This is a genomic window from Campylobacter sp. MIT 21-1684 (genome assembly GCF_026241315.1).
Lineage (GTDB): Bacteria > Campylobacterota > Campylobacteria > Campylobacterales > Campylobacteraceae > Campylobacter_D.
On record NZ_JAPHNA010000006.1, the window covers coordinates 69,037 to 89,230 of the forward strand.

Here is a 20,194-nt window from a genome sequence, read left to right on the forward strand (position 1 = left end):
TTCATTAAATTCATCATTTCATAAAAGCTGTTATCATTGCAATGGCAACAGCCACAGGAGATATAAAACGCAAAAAGAAATACCAAAGTTCAAAGAAAAATCCTTTTAGATAAGGTTTAAAGAGTGTTTTTAAGGATTCTTTTTTCATTATAAAACCAACAAAAACCGCAACCAAAATCCCGCCAATTGGCATAATAATCTGACTTGATAAAAAATCTAAAATGTCAAAAAAACTCATTGAAAGAATACTAAAACTTGTGGCTTTTAATGAAGATACGATACATAAAATACCTAAAATATATACAACTGCACCTATATATAATAAAGCTTTTTTACGAGTGAAATTATAGTTATTTATAAGATAAAATGTAAAAGGTTCTATCATAGAAACAGCTGAAGTTATACCTGCAAAAATAAGAGACAAAAAAAACATTGCACCAAGTATATATCCTATAAAATCAAGTTTTGCAAATAAAGTTGCTAAAGAAATAAAAACAAGCCCATCGCCTGATTGGTTTGGGTTATAATGAAATTCAAAAATAAAAGTAAAAACAATAAGCCCCATTAAAATACCAACGAGGAGGTTAATAAAAATAATACTAAGAGTACTACTGATAAAATTTGCTCTATCTGGGAGATTAGCTGAATAAGTAATGATGGTGCCAACACCTAAAGAAAGACTAAAAAAGGCAAGTCCTAAAGCCTCTAAAATTGAGGATATGTTTATTTTTGAAAAATCAGGAAAAAATAAAAATTGTACCGCTTCAGTAAAACCATTTTTACTCATAGCAAATACAAGCATTAGCGTTAGCAAAAAAAACAAAAGAGGCATTATCCAAATATTAAGTTTTTCAATACCATTTTTTATTCCTTTTGAAACAGTGTAAAAAACGACAAAAAATATTATTGTAAAACAAAATAATTGGCTAAAAAAATCATCTTGTATGAGTGTTGTAAATTGTTGTTTGCTATGATCTAAATCATATGATAAATTCTGTGTAATGCTAAAAAAGAAATATCGAAGTATCCAACCTATAACAATAGTATAAAAAGAAACAACTAAAATTGCACCTATCATAACAAAACCAGCAAAAGACCAAAGCTTTTTATTGCTAGGAGCTAATATTTTATAAGCATTGACAGGGTCTTTTTGACTTATTTTTCCCAAACTTAATTCGGCTAAAAAAATAACAAAAGCAACACCTAGAGTGAAGAACAAATAAAGCAAAATAAAAGCTGAACCACCATTTTGACCTACAAGGGTAGGAAATTTCCAAGCATTTCCAAGACCTATTGCTGATCCTGCTACCGCTAAAATAAAACCTATCTTTGAAAACTTGGAATTCAAAAATACAACCTTTTATAATTTTATTTTTTAATTATTTTATTATCTAAAAAGTTTATTTTAATTAAAGCAAAAAAACTTTTAATTTTTATTAAAAAACTTTTATTATTGCGAATATCTATAGAAAAATAATAAAAATTGTGAATTTTTGTAAATGTTTGAATAAAACTAAAGTTAAGTTTATTTATTCTATAATAGAAACTTTATTTTAAAGTTTGTTAAGTAGGGATACGCAAGCCGAACTCAATTTAAAATAAATAAATTATTTATGAAAGGTGAAAATGAAAAAAATTGCTTTCTTATTATTCGCTTTTGCTGGTATAGTTTTTGCTGAAACGACGAACACTCCTGTTGAGCAAGAAGCTCTTAATGTTTGGATTAAAGCATTTTCAATATTAGCAGCAGGATTGGGACTAGGTGTAGCTGCTCTTGGCGGAGCTATTGGTATGGGAAATACTGCAGCAGCTACAATAGCAGGAATAGCTAGAAATCCTGGACTTGCACCAAAACTAATAACAACAATGTTTATTGCATTTGCAGTTATAGAAGCACAAGTTATTTATGCACTTATTATTGCTCTTGTTGCTTTATATCTAAATCCTTTCATTGTTTTTGCAATAAATTAGCCCTTTTTATAGGGCTTAAAGCGGTTATGGTGGAATTGGTAGACACGCCATCTTGAGGGGGTGGTGCGCTTTGCGTGTGCGAGTTCAAATCTCGCTAACCGCACCATAGTTTTAGTAAATTTAAAATTTTTATTTTGTAGAATTTTTCTCTTTTTCTTCAAATTTTTGTTCAACTTGGACTTCATTCTTTTTTTGTTCTTTAATTGCTATATTCTCATCCTTAAAATATAAATAATCAATTCCAAAAATAAGAGCAATAATAATAAGCAAGGGAATAAGGAAAATCAAAGTACTCTTCTTATAAATATTACGAAACATTGTAACTCAAATGTACAATTTTTAAGAAAATTTTTGAAAAATATTACCATAATATGATACATCTTCTGCTTTTTGTTCTTTTTCTACGCTACAAAGAGCAATGCTGTTTTGTGCTTTCTGTATATCTTCATCTAAATCTTGATATGAAAATACCATATTAATACTTATGATATTTGGTAAATTTTCAAGTTTTTTATAGGCTACGAGTTCATTTTCTAAATTATCACTTTCTATGACAACGATAATTCTTTCCTTTTCACTTGCTTCAACAGAACAATTTTCTATCGCATTAATTCTTAAGAGCAACTCCTCAACATATTGCTCTTTAGCTACAATCAAAACACTTGAAACGTTCATTACAATTCCTTTATCAAGATACTGTTTCCAAAATCAGAAAGTATAAGAGTATTCTCATCTCTAAACACAAGAAATTGACTTATAAAATTTCCATTTGGAATTTCCTTTATAGTTTGGAGGGTAGTAGTATCGAAAAGTTCGATACTAGCAATTTCATCATCACTAAAAGCTGCCAATCTTCCGCTAGGGCTTAAAGTACAGGTATAAATAAGAAAATTTCTTTGCAAAAATTGTTGCATTTTATTTTTAACTATACCCACTCGCCTATCTGTACCACAACTTATTATCGTATCTCCTTTGAAATCAACCTGATAAACATTATCTTTGTGAATTTGGGAAAACCTTGTAAATACAGACCAATTTTGTATATCAAAAAGTTCAAGTTCTCCACTTTCAAAACCAGCTATTAGAAATTTTTTCTCCTCATTTAAAGCTATATCATTTAAACTTGAATGCGAAAATTTATAAGTTTTTTGTATATTCAAATCAAAATCAAACAAAACAAGTTCAGAGCTTCTCATTCCTACAATAAAAGTATTTTTATCTATAAAAAAGGCTTTTTTAGCACTTTCGTTATGAAGTTTTTTATGCTTTAAAATGGTATTATCATACCAATATATATTCTTCGAGCCAAAATCACCCTCGCTAAGCACAAGTATCTTTTCATTTAAAATATCAATGCTGTAAATTTTTGCAAAACTATCATTATAATAATCTTTAATTTTAGGAAGAGAAAAAAGAGATTTTATAGTTTTATTTTTTGTATCAAAACTTACAACCTCTCCTTTATCTGTACCTATGTATAAAATATTTTCATCAAGCTTAATAGCTGTGATATTAGAATTTAATGTAAGCTCATAAGCGAAACTAAAATTGGCAACTAAAATTGCAATAAAAAGAAATTTATTCACTCTTATTTTAAACCTTCATTCATTACATCAATAAGATTAGAACGACTTTTAGAATTTTCGCTTTTAAATTCCGGTTTAAAAGTATTTCCAATCAAAGGTTTTGCATCACTTTGAGGGACGTGGCATTGGGTGCAATTAAACCTTGCTTCGGTTAAAGAATCTCCTGTGCTTTTATTAAGCCGATAATTATAATAATGTGTAGCAGGTATCGGAGTTGCTCCAACATCAGCGGCAATGAATTTATCGTGACAACTTATACAGGTATTATTATCTTTAGTAATAGGAATCATATCGTTGATATCGTGAGGAATTAAAGGAGGTGCATTTTCATATCCTCTTTCATAAACAACAGATTCTCCCGGTTGTGCATTAGTATAATTCACTTTAGGTAGAATAACCTTGTTTTCAGTTTCTAAGTCTGTTTTTCGAATTCCAATTTGTTCAGAACTTAAACCATTATTTATCGCACAAGATACGAGAAATAAAGCACTCATCGCCAAAAGCAAAAATATTTTTTGTTTCATTTTTCTTTCCTTAAATCAAATAAATTAAAATTAAGAGCGTTGTCATTACAAACCTCTATACATCTTCCACACCTTATACATTCTCCAGAATCAACACTGGCACTTATTTTTCCTATCATATGAAGTACTTGTTTTTCCGGACAAATATGTATACATTCATAACATTTTGTACATCTTTCAACTTTATGTTTCACTTTAAGTAAAGCAAAACGACTCACAACAGCATAAAAAGCTCCAAGCGGACAAAAATGCGAACATACCGCTCTAGGACTTAAAAAAGTGTCAATACAAAAAAGAATAAAAGCAACAAAAAGCCAAGAAGCTCCGCCAAAAATAATCCCTCTATGAATTATGCCTATGTAAGAAAAACTTTCAAAAACAGGCAAAGACAAAATAAAAGAAAGAATTAAAACTAAAAGTACAATTCCATATCGTAGATTCTTTGACAAAATCACAAATTTACTCTTAAAACCAAATTTTAAACGAATGAAAGCAGCAAAATCTGTAATTATATTAACAGGACAAACCCAAGAACAAAATACTCTTCCAAGTACAATGGCATAAAGAAAAAGTACTACAAAAGCACCAAAAAGAGCCATCACATCAACACTAAAACTTGCTAAAAAAATTTGAAGTACTGCAAAAGGATCGCTTAAAGGAATAGATGATAAAAATCTTGAAGAGCTTAAATTGCCTTGTAGAATAAAATCAGTAAAAGGCAAAGCAAAAAGAACTAAAATTCCAATCTGAATCATTCGTCTTGCAAGAAGATATCTCATAATAAATCCTCATTGTTGAGATATGTTCTTGCTTTATCTTGATTGAAATTCTTTTGAGTATTTACATCTTTAAGTCTTTTTTCATCTTCTTTATCCCAACCTTTCACATAATGTCCTCCAGCTTTACCTAAAACAAATTCTCTAGGCAATACTCTAATAGCAGGTTCTTGCGTAATACAAGCAAGTTCGCACAATCCACAGCCAACGCAAACCTCATTATCAACAATAGGGAGCATAAAAGTGTGCTTTGCAGTGCGCTCATTTCTTTTAATTTCAAGTTTTAAAGCCTTATCAATTAAAGGACAGGCTCTATAACAAGCATCACACTGAATACCCCAATGTGCCACACACGAAGTACTATCAACAATAGCTATACCCATTTTTAGTTTATATGCTCCGCTGTCATATTCAAGGTATTTTTTATCCAAAGCATTTGTTGGACAGCTTTGAATGCAAGGGAGATCTTCACAAAGATAGCAAGGAATTTTTCGTGCTTTAAAAAAAGGTGTTCCGATTTTAGCAGAATCAAGCAGATTTGCAAGCTTCAAAGTGTTATAAGGACAAGCTTTTACGCATAATCCACAACGAATACACTCACTTAAAAATTTTGCTTCATCTTCAGCACCGGGAGGTCTTAACGCATACGTTTCTTTTGCTTTTAAGGCTAAAGTTGCTACAAATCCTCCAGCAGTACACAAACAAACAGCTTTTAAAGCACTTTGAAAAAATTCTCTCCTTTTCAATTTCATAAATCTTAAGCCTTAGTAATTTTTACAGCACATTTTTTAAAATCAGTTTGTTTTGAAAGCGGACAGGTTGCATCAAGAGTTACTTTATTAATATACACATTTTCATCAAACCAAGGTACATAAACAAGTCCTACAGGTGGTTTATTTCTCCCGCGCATATCTACTCGTGCTTTTACCTTGCCACGTCTTGATTCTACCCAAACTAAATCACCTTGCATCAAGGAAAGCTTTGCGCAATCAGCTTCATTCATATAACAAAGTGCTTCAGGTACAGCTCTATAAAGTTCAGGCACGCGCATAGTCATAGTCCCGCTATGCCAATGCTCTAAAACTCTACCCGTAGAAAGCCAAAATGGATATTCTTTACTTGGTCTTTCTGGAGCTTTCATAAACGGTCTAAAGAAAATCTTAGCTTTATTTGCAATGCTATATTTTTCCTCTCCTTTTGGCTCAATCAAATCGCCTTTTTGTAATTTTTTATCAAAATCACCATAAAAAGCAAAATCAGAATTTGGAGCGGCTTTTTTTGCATAATAATCATACTTTGTATTAAATCTCCATAACGTCTCTTTGCCATTAACTACAGGCCATCTTAAACCACGTACTTTATGATAACTATTAAAATCTGCTAAATCGTGTCCGTGCCCTACTCCAAATTTACGGTATTCTTCCCAAAGATACTTTTGAACAAAAAAGCCATAACCTTTAAATTCATTACCATCACTTCCTATAACTTTTCTTTCATCGCCTAAAGATTCACTATTATCAAAACCTTTAATTAGATCATCATTAAGCGTAAATTCTTTTGCTTGAGCATTTGCAAAGAGTACATCAAATAAGGTATCTTCTTCGCTGTATCCCATATTTTTTGCTTGTTCTAAAACATTTGGTAAAGTTAATGTTTCATCAACTTTTTGTTCTTTCCATACCTCTTTGAGTTTAAATCGTTTTGCAAATTCCATAACCTGCCAAGTATCACTCATTGCCTCACCTACTGGTATAACTTGTTGTTTCCAGTGTTGGGTTCTTCTCTCTGCATTTCCATACGCTCCCCATTTTTCATAAATCATTGCACTTGGTAAAATCAAATCTGCAACTTTAGCTGAAATTCCGGGATAACAATCACTCACTACAATAAAATTATCCATATTTCTTGCAGCTTCTATCCAGTGATTTGCATTAGCTGTATTTTGCCAAGGATTATTCACTTGCACCCAAGCAAATTTGATCTTTCCATCTTCTAAATCTCTCATAATTTTCAAATAGGGTGAGCCCGGTTTTGGATTGAGTGTTTTTGCAGGAATTTTCCAAATTTTTTCTGTAACTTCTCTGTGTTTTGGATTTGACACAACCATATCAGCAGGCAAGCGGTGTGAAAAGGTTCCCACCTCTCTAGCTGTCCCACAGGCACTTGGCTGTCCTGTAAGAGAAAAAGCTCCACTTCCAGGTTTAGCTTGCTTTCCAAGTAAAAGATGCAACATATAAGCTTGTTCATTAATCCAAGTACCGCGAGTATGTTGATTAAAACCCATAGTCCAAAAACTTATAATTTTACGATTTTTTTCTATATAAAGTTTTGCAAGTTCTTCAAGTTTTTTCTTGAAATCTTCGAAACTCTCATTGTCATCTCCTTTTGCTACTTTTGCAACATAATCAAGAGTATAAGGTTCTAAAGCTTTCTTGAAATCTTCGAAACTTATTTCCCAGTTTTTATCAGAAACATTTTGATGTTTCATTTCAAACTTCTCTCCTGCTTTTACTCCAAGATATTTCAAAGCAACAGCTTCTTCATCATCAAGAAGAATAGAATTCTCTTTTGCAACTGTATCTTTTTCTGAAGCTTTAAATTTGATATGATTAGGATTTGCTCTCATACCATATCCTATATCTGCATATCCTGTAGCAAAAACACAATGTTTTTCAATGAATTTCTTGTCTAAATTTTGAGGATAGTTATATACAAGTTCTCTAGCAAGATAATTCCAAATAGCAAGATCTGTGTTTGGTTTGAAAATGATTTCCATATCAGCAATATTTGAAGTTCTGTTTGAAAAAGTGCTAAGATTAATAATTTTTACTTTATCAAGATTGCTTAGTTTTCTATCGCTTACACGAGACCAAAGTATAGGGTGCATTTCTGCCATATTTGCTCCCCAAGTAACAATAGTATCTGTTAATTCTATATCATCATAACAGCCTGAAGGTTCATCAACACCGAAAGTTTGCATAAATCCAACCACAGCAGAAGCCATACAGTGTCTAGCATTCGGATCTATATTATTTGTTCTAAAACCAGCTTTTGCAAGTTTCAAAGCACTATAACCCTCTTGGATGGTATATTGCCCACTTCCAAAAATACCAACACCTGTAACACCAAGTTCATTATAAGCTCTTTTAAATTGTTTTTCCATTTCATCAAAAGCTCTTTGCCAAGAAACAGGTTTAAATTTTCCTTTTTTATCAAATTCATCTTTTTCATTCACACGAAGCAAAGGAGTTACAAGTCTGTCCTCACCATACATAATTTTTGCATTAAAATACCCTTTGATACAATTTAAACCACGATTAACAGGGGCTGCTGGATCTCCTTTTGTAGCAACAATTTTTCCATCTTTTCTTGCTACCATAATCCCACAGCCTGTTCCACAAAATCTACAAACTGCCTTATCCCAACGCCAGTTTTCGTTAGTTTGAAAAGCTAAACCTGGAACACTTATTCCTGCAACACTTGCAGCACTTGCAATAGCAGTATTTTTAATAAAATCCCTTCTATTCATAATTAGATCTCCTTTATAATCTAAAAATATACCAAACAAAAATTATAAGAAAATAATAATAAAAAAATAATTAAAATGATAAAAAAATAATAATTTATAAATCCTTATTTTAGGATATTTTTTCTCTTTATTATTTTCAATTAAAGAATAATAAAAAATAGATAAAAATACTCTCAATTAAAATAATATTTTAATTCTTATGTTTTTACTATATTCTTGTCAGAATTATGAGAGATTAAAAAATTACAATTGATTAAAAATAAAGAAATGAACGAAGAAAAAATAATTTTTGTTATTTTGCAGGAATTCCTGCAAAATAAATCTTAGTGGCAACCGCAACTACTGCTGCAACATTCAGAATTTCCAAAAAAAGTATCAAGCTTTTCTTCGTTAGGAAGTTCAGTGATTTCGCTTACTATTTCTTTATAAGCAATTTTACCGTCTTTTACAACAAAAACAGATCGAGCACACAAACCCTCAAGCACTCCATCAGCTATTAACACTCCATATTTTTCCGCAAATTCTTTTTGTAGAAAATCACTTCCAACAACAAGATTTTCTATACCCTCTGTACTACAAAATCTTCCCATAGCAAAAGGTAAATCCATTGTAACAACAATAACTTCAACACCTTTATATGAAGCTATTTTTTTATTGAATTCTCTTGCTTGTGAAGCACAAACAGGTGTATCCAAACTTGGCATAGAAAGTATAATTTGTGTTTTTCCTGCAGGAGCTATTTCAACAACTCCTAAATCTTTTCCTTTTAATTTTACATTTGGAGCATTATCACCGACTTCTAATGTGTTTGTTTTCAGTTTAATAGGATCTCCTTTGAAAGTAACAGACATTTTTTCTCCTTAATAAAAATTTACTAGGAAAAAACCAAACTAAATTCCTTGAGTTCGATTTTTCCTGAAAAAAATTATAACTAAAAACACTAATAAATATTTAATAAAAAGATTAAGTTTTTTTATTTTTTTTATACAATCCTGCTTCTTGAAGAAAACAAGATGGAGTGTAAGAAATTTTTTTATTTTTATCATATTTTGCATAACTAAGATAGAGCATATTTTTTGCCCTTGTTACTGCCACATAAAAGAGTCTTCTTTCTTCTTCTAATGACCCACCCATATTGATAAGCTTTTTATTTGGAAAACGATCTTGTGCTAAATCAATCACAAATACAAGTTCAAACTCTAAGCCTTTGCTAGCGTGTATGCTTAATAAACTCACTCCTTTGCCGCTATTTATTTCATTACTTCCTAATACCAAAAAATTATAATAGCTTTGGATTTCGCTATATTTAGATGCAAATTCTCTTAAAATATTTATTTTATTTTGTATTTTTTCTTTATTTTCTTCTTTTTTTATAACATCAAGTTCTCCAGCCCTATTTGTTGCTCTTTTTATTGCTAATTCTTCGCAAATTTTTTGAAAGAAAGTATTGTTGCAAATTCTATCAATTACCTTTATGGAATCTTGAATGCCTTTACTCTGTTTAAATAAAAAATATATTGCTTCCAAATTGTGTGCGCAGGCTTGATTGATTTTAGCAAATTTCAAAATTGGGTTGGAATGAAATTCACTTTGAAGTTCAAAACGTGTTTCATTAGTAAATTCATTTAACTCAGCAAAAAGTCCTAATTCATAAGAATTTTTCTTGAAATTGTGTAAATTTGTTTTTAAATCAGGATTTAGGAAACCTTCAACAATACTCCCATATCCAAGCTTTATCAAAGCATCAAAAAGTTCTTTTGCCAAAACAACACCAACTCCTTTTGTATATTGCATCAAGTAAATAAAAGCCATAATATCCTTAGGATTAACAAGAAGAGCTAAAAAAGCACAAAAAACCTTTACTTCTAAGCTCTCAAAAAAACTTCCGCTTCCTTTTCTTACACAAGCGATCCCAAGCTCTCTTAAAGCCACTTCCATACCATCAGCACTAGAATTGTTGCGGAATATAATAGCTATATCTTCAAGATGTACTCCTGATGCAAGTATTATTTGTGCGATATTTTTATACTGATCAAAAAGTTCTTCAAAAGTTAATAAAATCGGTTTTCTGTTTTCATCATCTCTCGTAACAATCAATTCTTTAGGATAAAGTCTTTCGTTATTAAGAATCACTTTATTAGCTAAAGCTAAAATAGAACGCGAAGAGCGGTAGTTTTTATTGAGTGAAAAAATTCTTGCATTCTTAAAACGGTATTGAAAACTTCCTATGATATTAATATCAGCACCATTAAAAGCATAAATACTTTGATCATAATCACCAACACAAAACAAACTTTTACTTTGAAAAGCTTCAATTAAAGAACTCTGCAAAGCATTTGTATCTTGATATTCATCAACTAAAATTTCATCAAACTCAAGCTGTTTTCGAGTTAAAAGTTCTTTAAGATTTAAAAGCAAATCATTAAAATCAACATAATTGAACTTCTTTTTTTCATTTTCATACTCTCTTAATATATCTTGATACAGCGGCGCATAAATACTTTGTTCTTCATAATTCTTACAAAACCAAGAAGAAAAATCTTCGCCTTGAGTTTTATTATAAAATAAAGAATAAAGCTCATATAAATAACTTGCTTGATAAGGTTTTAAATCACTTAAAGATGTAAAAGTGTATTTTTCATAAACACTACGAAGAAGAATTTTCAACTCACTAGCTTGTTTTAAAATAATATTGTTATTTACATTTTTCAACAAAGTATAAGCAGTACTATGAAATGTTCCTGCGAGAATTTTATTTGTAATATTTGTAGGGAAGTATCGATTAAGCCTATTTATCATTTCTTTACTTGCTTTATTTGTAAAAGTAAGCAAAAGTATCTTTTCAGCTTGTACTCCTTGCTGAAGTAAAAAAGCAATCCGAGCAACTATGGTAGAAGTTTTGCCCGTACCTGCACTTGCAATTATAAGATTATATCCAAAATTTGCACTAGCTGCTTGTAATTGTTCTTGATTAAGTCTAGAAAGCGGCATTTTAATCCTTAAAAAGGATTAATTATAGAAAAAAATACTTAAAAAAAGTAAATTTTAGATTTTGTTATAGTATAATGGATAAATTTTTTCTTAATAAATTATAGTAAGGATTTTGCTAATGAATTTAAAAGTTTTTTCGATTATATTTACTGTGCTTTTTATTGTAGTTCTCATACTTGGTGGCACTTATTATTACCTTTTTGAATATTCAAAACCTAATTATAATTATTATTCAAACAAATCTAAAAATACAACTCAAACACAGTCTAGTCAAACACAAAATTCTTATACAGAACAAAGTTTCCAAAACAATGAATTCAATCAAACTCCAAGAGAATTGCCAAATGAACCGACCGAAAATACAACAGATTTGCAATTTTTAACACAAAATCAAACAAATGAATACAATATAAGTCAAGTTTCACCGCAGCAAGACCTTTTTCAAGATCCGCAACAAAATATAAATCAAAACTCTAAAGAGCAAATTTTAGACCAAAACACAAGCAAAGAAAAGAAAACAGCAAGAATTCAAACTCAACAAAAAGCAGAAAATAACAACACAAATTCTTTACAAACACTCAACAACAAAAGAAAAAAGGGAACCCAAGTTTCTTCTCAATTAAGCCCTATTAAAGAATATCAGCAAAGAGGAAAAGACAGTCGCTTAGAACCTCAATTAAGCACAGAGACTGTTAAAGTGTATGTTGTAGATGGTAAAGCTCTAAGTGATTATAGAATTAATCTTCTCAAAGAGATGCTCGAACCGGTACAAGAACGTTCTATAGATTATAATCTCAGTGTGTTTATTGAAATGCTTCCAAAACACGAAATGAATTTAACTATTTACAATAAAGACATTATCTTTTCTGAGAAAAAAAAGGCATACAAATACATTAGCATAGAACAAATAGTGCCGTATCTCAATACTCCAAGCGAACTCAATGAAAAAGTTGCTCGTGAAGAAATTATAGAAAGAATCAATTTACAAAGCGAAGAAGACAACAAGGGAAGTAATTTTGCCCAACACATAAAAAGCTTAAAAACAGGTTTGCAAACAGCACAATACTTCTTTCCGTTTTGTGAGGTTATCCAAATCACTTCATCTAAAGCAAAATAAAAGAATAGCTGTATCTTTAAATAAAAAGCAAAACGACTTTCAAGGTTAAAAAATGTATGATAAAAATATTGAAAAAGAATATTATGAGCTTTGGGAAAAACGTGGATATTTTGAAATAGATTCAAACAAACATATTCAAAAAGAAGGCAAGAATTTTTGCATTATGATGCCCCCTCCAAATGTTACAGGAGTATTGCATATAGGACACGCTTTAACCTTTACTTTGCAAGACATCATTACACGTTATAAAAGAATGGATGGCTATAAAACTCTTTATCAGCCTGGATTTGATCACGCTGGAATTGCTACTCAAAATGTTGTTGAAAAACAATTACTTGCAAAAGGGATTACGAAAGAGCAATTGGGAAGAAAACAGTTTATAGAAAAAGTCTTAGAATGGAAAGAACAAAGTACAAAGGGTATTTTAGAACAGATGAAAAGTCTTGGTATTAGTCCTGCTTGGTCTCGTCTGCGCTTTACTATGGATCAAGGTATTGCAAATGCTGTTAAAAAAGCTTTTATTATGCTCTATGAAAAAAAACTTCTTATACGTGACAATTATATGGTGAATTGGTGTACTCACGATGGGGCTTTAAGTGATATAGAAGTTGAATACAAAGAAAATCAAAGCAAATTGTATTTTATAAAGTATTTTTTAAAACAGAATAAAGATTTTATAACTATCGCTACCACTCGTCCTGAAACTCTCTTTGGAGATACTGCTGTGATGGTTCATCCAAATGATGAAAGATATAAAAATTTTATAGGAAAACAAGTACTTCTACCATTATGTGGAAAAAGCATTCCAATTATAAGCGATGAACAAGTAGATAAAGATTTTGGAACTGGAGCAGTTAAAGTTACTCCAGCTCACGATATCAATGACTATGAAGTAGGATTGAGACACCATTTAGACTCTATTGTTATTTTCGATGAAAAAGGAATTCTTAATAAACATTGTTTAGAGTTTGAAGGTTTAGAGAGATTGGAAGCTCGAGAAAAAATTGTAGCAAAACTTCAAGAATTCGGTTTCATAGAAAAAATAGAAGATTATAAAAATCAAATTGGCTACTGTTACAGATGTAATAACATAGTCGAACCTTACATTTCAAAGCAATGGTTTGTAAAAAAAGAAATAGCTCAACAAAGCATAGAAAAAGTAATGAATGGTGAGAGCAAATTCTACCCATATCATTGGATTAATAGTTTTAATGCTTGGATGAGAGAATTAAAAGACTGGTGTATATCACGGCAACTTTGGTGGGGACATCAAATCCCTGTTTATTACTGCGAATGTGGCTTTGAATGGGCGCAAGAAGATACTCCTAAAATGTGCCCTCAATGCAAACAAACAAATTTCAAACAAGATTCAGATGTTCTTGATACTTGGTTTTCTTCAGGTTTGTGGGCTATAAGTACACTTGGTTGGGAAAACAAAGACTGGGGTAAAAACAAACTTTGGAATGAAAACGATTTAGAGGAATTCTATCCAAATTCTCTTTTGATAACAGGTTTTGATATTTTATTTTTTTGGGTTGCACGAATGATGTTTCAAAGTACAAATGCTTTGCAAAAACTACCATTTAAAGATATTTACTTACACGCTCTTGTGAAAGATGAACAAGGAAGAAAAATGAGTAAAAGTCTTGGTAATGTCATAGATCCAAAAGAAACCATAGAAGAATATAGTGCCGATATTATACGTTTCACTTTAGCTCTTCTTTGTATTCAAGGACGCGATATAAAACTTAGCAATGAAAAACTTTTACAAATAAGAAATTTTACAAATAAACTGTATAATGCAAGCAAATACTTACTTTTAAATGAAACTAATTTTAAAGACTTGCAAACACTTACTCTTCAAAGTCCTTTAGCTTGTTTTATCTATTCAAAATTTCAAAATTGTATTTTTGAAGTACGTGAAAATTTAGATCATTATCGCTTCAATGATGCTGCAAGTACTTTATATAAATTCTTTTGGGATGATTTTTGTGATTGGGGTATAGAACTCAGTAAAGCCGATAAAACTAGTATTCAAGAACTTGGAAGTATTTTTAAAGAAGCTTTAAAACTCTTACATCCTTTTATGCCTTTTATAAGTGAATATCTCTATCATACTCTAAGTGGCACAAAACTTCAAACAAGTGATTCTATAATGATAGCACAATATCCACAATTTCATCAAACTGATAAAAAATACACTCAAATTTTTTCTCTTATCATTGAAAGTGTTGTAGGAATTCGTCGTGCAAAAAGTTTAATTGACTTAGGTAATACAACAATAAAAAAAGCTTTTATAAAACTCAATGATAGAACTTTGCAAAATGAATTAGAAATGTATAAAAATTTTATTCTTTTACTTGCAAAATGTAAAGATGTAGAATTTACAGAATGTACAATTCAAAAGGCGGTTTGTGATATTAATGCAAATCTTCAAATTTTCATCAGTTTAGAAAATATTGATTTAAGTGCTGTACTTGCAAGACTTGAAAATCAAAAAAAGAAACTTCAAAAAGAAAGCATAAAACTCAATTCTATGCTTTCAAATAAAAAATTTATTGATAATGCTCCAAAAGAAGTAATAGAACAAAACAAAAAAGCTCTGGAAAATTTAAATATTCAGCTTGAAAAAATAGAAGCTGAACTTAAAACTTTAGAGATTTAATGTGATTAAAATACAAAATCTAAAAAAATATTATGGAAAAGAATTAATTATTAATAATATTTCTTTAGAAATTAAAAAAGGCGAAATTTATGCCATAGTTGGACATAGTGGAGCTGGAAAATCAACTCTTTTACGTTGTATCAACGGGCTTGAAACTTACGAAGAAGGTAGTTTAAAAGTTTTTGATTTAGAATTACGAAACTTGCAAAAAAAACCAAAAGAATTAAGAGCATTACGTAAAAATATAGGAATGATTTTTCAAAATTTTGCTTTAATGGAGCATAAAAATGTATTTGAAAATGTTGCTATGCCTTTAAATATACATTTTACACAAAGCAAAATATATTCTAAACTCTTTGATAAAGCTTTTATGGGTGAAAAAGAGATGAAAGCTAGAATTAATTCTTTGCTTGAAATAGTAGGATTATCTCATAAAATGTACTCTTATCCAAAAGAATTGAGCGGGGGACAAAAACAAAGAGTCGCCATAGCACGAGCTCTGACACTCAACCCCAAAATTCTCCTTAGCGATGAAGCAACTTCGGCTTTAGATCCAAATACAACAAAAAATATACTTGAATTGATCGCACAAATCAATAGAGAGTTGGGTATAACAGTCGTTTTAGTAACACACGAAATGGAAGTTGTAAAAGATATAGCCCAAAAAGCATTGCTACTAGAATATGGACAAATTATAGGAGATGGAAATGTAGAAGAACTTTTTTTAAAACCAAATCCTAAAATGAAAGAATTTCTTGGAGAAAATGATTTTCTTCCTAAACAAGGATTAAATATCAAATTATATTTTCCAAAAGAAGTAGCGCAAAAAAGTATCATTACTCATATGGCAAGAACTCTTGATATTGACTTTAATATAGTTTGGGGCAAAATAGAAAAACTCAATGGCACAGCTTTAGGAAATTTAGTCATTAATATAAATAAAGCCGATACAACAAAAGTACTCAACTATCTTAAAAAAAGCGGTGTTTTATGGGAGCTTGTTGATGAATGAAAATCAGATAATTCAATTTTTCAATAGAATTTCGCAATTTTTTACTGATTTTTCTTTAACAGAAATGGAACAAGTCTTACTTAATTCTGTAAATACTTTTGGAGATAACTATCAAAACATCTTAAAACAAGCCTTAAATGAAACGCTTTATATGAGTATAAGCTCTCTTATTTTTGGTTTTTTACTTGCGTTTTTTCCTGCAATTTTACTTACTATTTATGACAAAGAAGGTATCAAACATAATAAACTAGCCTATGGAATTTTAGATTTTATTACAAATATCCTACGCGCCTTTCCTTTTCTTATTCTTATTGTAATATTGCTGCCTTTGTCAAAGTTGATCGTAGGAACAAGCATAGGAACAAGTGCTGCCATTGTACCTTTAACCATAGGTATAAGCCCTTATCTTGCCAAAATGTTGGAAAATGCTTTTAAAGAAGTTGATAAAGGTATTATAGAAGCTGCAAAATCTTACGGGGCTAACAATACTCAAATCATATTCAAAATAATCCTTACAGAATCTCTTCCTAGTATTATTAACGGTGTTACGCTTATTTTTATTTTTATTATAGGGTTTTCAGCACTTGCTGGTACTGTTGGAGGAGGAGGACTTGGCGATGTCGCTATACGATATGGATATGAAAGGTTTAACAAAGAGGTGATGATACAAACTGTTATTATCCTACTGCTTTTAGTACAATTGGTACAAATTGTAGGCAATCTTTGCTATACTTGGGCAAAAAACAATAAAAATTTACGCATTGTCATTGTGCTTTTTATTCTTGTAACAGTTCATCTCTTTTTTAATTTTTATGATGAAAAGAGTGTTATTTGGCAAATAATTGTAGCTGTTTTCTTACTTGTGTATTGGTTGTATAAAAAAATCAATCAACTTTTTCACTAAGCCTACATTAATCATTTTTTCAATACAATCTTTAAGATTTTATTCTCTGCTTGAAAAAACACAATGCGGTTTTTTCTAAAAAAGACTGAAATATATTTCAAAAGGAAAAATTATGAAAATCAAATCTTTCTTTCTTCTTGTTTTTTTAGCTTTTGCATTGAAACTTAATGCAAATGAAACAATTACAATAGGTGCTACTCCTATACCTCACGCTGAAATTTTAGAATTTATAAAACCAGACTTAGAAAAACAAGGCTATATACTTCAAATTAAAGAATTTACAGATTATGTGTTACCTAATTTAGCAGTAGATAGCGGGGAACTTGATGCGAATTTTTTTCAACATATCCCTTATTTAGAAGAATTTAATAAAACAAAAGGTACAAAACTTGTTAAAGTGGCTAATGTACATATAGAACCTATGGCTGTTTATTCACGAAAACATAAAAATTTTAACGAACTTAAAGAAGGATTGCTAATTGCTATACCAAATGACCCAACTAATGAGAGTCGTGCTTTAGATATCATCGCAAAAACAGGATTAGTAAGCTTCAAAGACAAGTCTTTAAAAACTCCTATTGATATCACAAACAATCCGAAAAAATTCCGTTTTACAGAACTCAAAGCTGCTCAACTTCCACGTGCTTTAAATGATGTAGATTTTGCCATAATTAATTCAAATTATGCTTTAGAAGCAAATCTTAATCCTGTAAAAGATTCTTTGCTTATAGAAGACAATGATAGTCCATATGTAAATATCGTCGTTGTAAAACAAGGGCACGAAAATGATTCAAAAATTCAAGCCTTATCAAAAGCCCTCCACAATGACAAAGTCAAAGAATTTATCCTTAAAAAATATAATGGCTCCATTATTCCTGCTTTCTAAGAGTGATGATGAATTACAAAATACTATTTTTTGCTCTAAGTCTAATTTGTAATTTCGCTTTTTGTGCTCAAAGAACTCTTACAATAGGTGCTACTCCTACTCCGCACGCTGAAATTTTAGAATTTACAAAACCTCTATTTGAACAAAAAGGTTGGAAACTAGAAGTACGTGAATTTAGTGATTATATTTTGCCAAATATAGCCTTAAATGAAAAAGAACTTGATGCAAATTTCTATCAACACAGACCTTTTTTAGATGATTTTAATAAAAACAAAGGTACAAAATTAATTGGTTTAGATTCTATCATACTTGTTCCTATGGCAATTTATTCTAATACTATAAAAGACTTGCATACTTTAAGTCAAAATGCTACAATAGCTATACCAAATGACCCGACCAATGAAAGTAGAGCACTTGACTTACTCGCTAAAGCAGGATTCATCACTTTTAAAAACAAAAACAGTCTCAAAACTCCTTTAGACATACAAGACAATCCTAAAAATTTGCGATTTATAGAACTCAAAGCTGCTCAACTTCCACGCGCTTTAAAGGATGCAAATTTAGCTATTATTACAACAAATTATGCACTAGGTGCTGGGCTTAATCCACTCAAAGATGGAATTTTCATCGAAGATAAAGACAGTCTCTATGCTATTATTATAGCTGTAAGAGAAGGCGATGAAGCAAATGAAAAAACAAAAGCTATACAAGAGATTCTTAAAAGCGATGCTGTAAAAGAATTTGTACAACAGAAATATCAAGGCTCTGTTATACCTGCCTTTTAAAAGAATTTTTACAATGAAAAATCTTTTTCTTGTTTTTTTTCTTTTCGCTTTTGCCAATGCTAGCAATTTAGAATCTGTCAGACAAGCCCTTACTAAAGAATTTCAAAATAATTTCCCTAAGCTTTCTATCACTCAAATTGAGCTTAAATCTACTTCTTTGCCAAAAGATTTTGAAAATTACAAATTTTTACGCATTGCAAATGCAAAATTAAACAAAGCACAAGGTTTTATCCGTGCTGAATTTATTACTCCTCAAAATATACATAAAAATATTTTTTTTCGGTACTTTATTCAAGCAAATTTAGAAGTTTTACGAGCAAACCGTCCTATAAAAAAGGGGCAAAGGCTTACAGAATTAGACTATGATCTTATTGTAATGGATTTTGACAAAGTTCCCTTAAACGCTCTTGAGGCAACAAAAAATCTCATTGCAAAAACAAATATTAATAAAAACACTGTTTTAAAAGACAGCATGTTTAAAGCTATTGCTTTAATTCATAAAAATGATTCTGTTGTAGGAATTTTAAACGCAGAAAATGTTAATGTTTTGATAGAGCTTATTGCTTTGGAAAATGGAAATATAGGCGAAAAAATTAAAGCAAAAAATAAAGAAGGCAAAACAATACAAGGTGTAGTTGTAGATAAAAAAAGGATACTTTTACAATGAAAATTGTACTCGGAATTTCAGGTTCAAGTGCTATTAATTTGGGAGTGAAACTTTTAAAAAATTTAGAAGGAAAGGCTGAAATTTTCTGCATACTTACTCAAGGAGCAAAAAAAAGTTTTGCAGCTGAACATAAAAAAGATTTAGAAAAACTCTGTAAATCCCGCTTTAAAAGTGTGATTTTTGCCAATGATGATGACCTTACTCAAGCTCTTGCGAGTGGTTCTTTTGGCATAGATAAAACTATTATAGCCCCCTGCTCTATTTCCACTTTAGCAAAAATCAATGCTGGTTTTGCTCAAAGTTTACTCACACGTGCGGCAGCCGTTGCCCTAAAAGAAAGAAAAACTCTCATTTTGGCGGTACGGGAAATGCCATTTTCAACACTAAGTTTAGAACATATGACAAAACTTAGTACAATGGGAGTTTGTATAGCACCTCCCATCTATGCAAGTTACAGTAAAGCAAAAAATTTGGAAGAGCTTGAAGATTTTATAGTTGGAAAATGGCTCGATTTGTTGGGAATTAAACACAATATATTTCAAAGATGGAAGAATAATAATGCTTTATAATATAGCCAAATCCATTAACTCTTTGCAAATTTATACACCACAAACACTGGAAAAATGTACAATAGTAAAGTGGTAGAGTTTGATTTGTCTTAAACTTTTACTTTCTTTTGTCATCTTTTGTGTAAAAGCAAAAAGAAAGTTGAAACTTCCAAAAGACTTAATTTAGTTAGAGTTTCTGTATTGCATAGTATCTCTTTATATTTTTTATATTC

At 30.4% G+C, this 20,194-nt stretch carries 19 protein-coding genes and 1 tRNA gene; 10 read left to right on the forward strand and 10 right to left on the reverse strand.

Features of this window, described 5'->3' with window-relative positions:
• Positions 1-13: 13 nt before the first annotated feature.
• On the reverse strand, positions 14-1,348 hold the full coding sequence (locus OQH62_RS03820) for a sodium-dependent transporter (RefSeq protein WP_266014010.1): 1,335 nt from the start codon (positions 1,346-1,348) through the stop codon (positions 14-16).
• Positions 1,349-1,626: 278 nt separating this feature from the next.
• On the opposite strand from OQH62_RS03820, the gene OQH62_RS03825 reads away from it, so the two are divergent.
• Both OQH62_RS03825 and OQH62_RS03830 read left to right on the forward strand, forming a co-directional pair.
• Entirely contained in the window at positions 1,627-1,971 is a 345-nt protein-coding gene (locus OQH62_RS03825) for a F0F1 ATP synthase subunit C (RefSeq protein WP_266014013.1), read from the forward strand.
• Positions 1,972-1,991: 20 nt separating this feature from the next.
• A tRNA-Leu gene (locus OQH62_RS03830) sits at positions 1,992-2,077 on the forward strand.
• A 23-nt stretch (positions 2,078-2,100) separates the two neighbouring features.
• Here the strand turns inward: OQH62_RS03830 and OQH62_RS03835 are convergent.
• The 9 genes from OQH62_RS03835 to OQH62_RS03875 form a co-directional block, all read right to left on the reverse strand.
• Positions 2,101-2,259, reverse strand: coding sequence for a hypothetical protein (locus OQH62_RS03835; protein ID WP_266014016.1), 159 nt, complete (start codon positions 2,257-2,259; stop codon positions 2,101-2,103).
• A gap of 51 nt (positions 2,260-2,310) precedes the next feature.
• Positions 2,311-2,646: a chaperone NapD gene (locus OQH62_RS03840; RefSeq protein WP_266014019.1), complete on the reverse strand. Its 336-nt coding sequence runs from the start codon at positions 2,644-2,646 to the stop codon at positions 2,311-2,313.
• Entirely contained in the window at positions 2,646-3,557 is a 912-nt protein-coding gene (locus OQH62_RS03845) for a WD40 repeat domain-containing protein (protein ID WP_266014022.1), read from the reverse strand. Before OQH62_RS03845 ends, OQH62_RS03840 begins: the two co-directional genes overlap by 1 nt.
• A 2-nt stretch (positions 3,558-3,559) precedes the next feature.
• On the reverse strand, positions 3,560-4,081 hold the full coding sequence (locus OQH62_RS03850; RefSeq protein ID WP_266014025.1) for a nitrate reductase cytochrome c-type subunit: 522 nt from the start codon (positions 4,079-4,081) through the stop codon (positions 3,560-3,562).
• Complete coding sequence (napH, locus tag OQH62_RS03855; RefSeq protein ID WP_266014027.1) at positions 4,078-4,860, reverse strand: quinol dehydrogenase ferredoxin subunit NapH; 783 nt, start codon at positions 4,858-4,860, stop codon at positions 4,078-4,080. Before napH ends, OQH62_RS03850 begins: the two co-directional genes overlap by 4 nt.
• A complete protein-coding gene (napG, locus tag OQH62_RS03860) occupies positions 4,857-5,609 on the reverse strand; it encodes a ferredoxin-type protein NapG (protein ID WP_266014030.1) in 753 nt (250 codons plus the stop codon). Before napG ends, napH begins: the two co-directional genes overlap by 4 nt.
• Before the next feature lie 5 nt (positions 5,610-5,614).
• A complete protein-coding gene (napA, locus tag OQH62_RS03865; RefSeq protein WP_266014033.1) occupies positions 5,615-8,386 on the reverse strand; it encodes a periplasmic nitrate reductase subunit alpha in 2,772 nt (923 codons plus the stop codon).
• Between the two features lie 323 nt (positions 8,387-8,709).
• On the reverse strand, positions 8,710-9,237 hold the full coding sequence (tpx, locus tag OQH62_RS03870) for a thiol peroxidase (RefSeq protein ID WP_266014036.1): 528 nt from the start codon (positions 9,235-9,237) through the stop codon (positions 8,710-8,712).
• A gap of 112 nt (positions 9,238-9,349) precedes the next feature.
• A complete protein-coding gene (locus OQH62_RS03875; protein ID WP_266014039.1) occupies positions 9,350-11,377 on the reverse strand; it encodes an ATP-dependent helicase in 2,028 nt (675 codons plus the stop codon).
• Between the two features lie 118 nt (positions 11,378-11,495).
• Between OQH62_RS03875 and OQH62_RS03880 the strand changes: the two genes are divergently transcribed.
• The 8 genes from OQH62_RS03880 to OQH62_RS03915 all read left to right on the forward strand — a co-directional run bounded on the left by OQH62_RS03880 (position 11,496) and on the right by OQH62_RS03915 (position 19,982).
• Positions 11,496-12,494: a hypothetical protein gene (locus tag OQH62_RS03880; protein ID WP_266014042.1), complete on the forward strand. Its 999-nt coding sequence runs from the start codon at positions 11,496-11,498 to the stop codon at positions 12,492-12,494.
• Positions 12,495-12,546: 52 nt separating this feature from the next.
• Positions 12,547-15,159: a valine--tRNA ligase gene (locus OQH62_RS03885; protein WP_266014045.1), complete on the forward strand. Its 2,613-nt coding sequence runs from the start codon at positions 12,547-12,549 to the stop codon at positions 15,157-15,159.
• A gap of 1 nt (position 15,160) precedes the next feature.
• Complete coding sequence (locus tag OQH62_RS03890; protein ID WP_266014049.1) at positions 15,161-16,171, forward strand: methionine ABC transporter ATP-binding protein; 1,011 nt, start codon at positions 15,161-15,163, stop codon at positions 16,169-16,171.
• Entirely contained in the window at positions 16,164-17,075 is a 912-nt protein-coding gene (locus OQH62_RS03895) for a methionine ABC transporter permease (RefSeq protein ID WP_266014052.1), read from the forward strand. The genes OQH62_RS03890 and OQH62_RS03895 overlap by 8 nt, the downstream gene beginning before the upstream one ends.
• 112 nt (positions 17,076-17,187) lie before the next feature.
• The gene (locus OQH62_RS03900; protein WP_266014054.1) at positions 17,188-17,961 is read left to right on the forward strand and encodes a MetQ/NlpA family ABC transporter substrate-binding protein; all 774 of its coding nucleotides are present in this window, start codon (positions 17,188-17,190) and stop codon (positions 17,959-17,961) included.
• An 8-nt stretch (positions 17,962-17,969) separates the two neighbouring features.
• Complete coding sequence (locus tag OQH62_RS03905) at positions 17,970-18,746, forward strand: MetQ/NlpA family ABC transporter substrate-binding protein (RefSeq protein ID WP_266014057.1); 777 nt, start codon at positions 17,970-17,972, stop codon at positions 18,744-18,746.
• A gap of 13 nt (positions 18,747-18,759) precedes the next feature.
• Positions 18,760-19,413: a flagellar basal body P-ring formation chaperone FlgA gene (gene flgA, locus OQH62_RS03910; RefSeq protein ID WP_266014060.1), complete on the forward strand. Its 654-nt coding sequence runs from the start codon at positions 18,760-18,762 to the stop codon at positions 19,411-19,413.
• Complete coding sequence (locus OQH62_RS03915; RefSeq protein WP_266014063.1) at positions 19,410-19,982, forward strand: UbiX family flavin prenyltransferase; 573 nt, start codon at positions 19,410-19,412, stop codon at positions 19,980-19,982. Before flgA ends, OQH62_RS03915 begins: the two co-directional genes overlap by 4 nt.
• Positions 19,983-20,194: the final 212 nt, after the last annotated feature.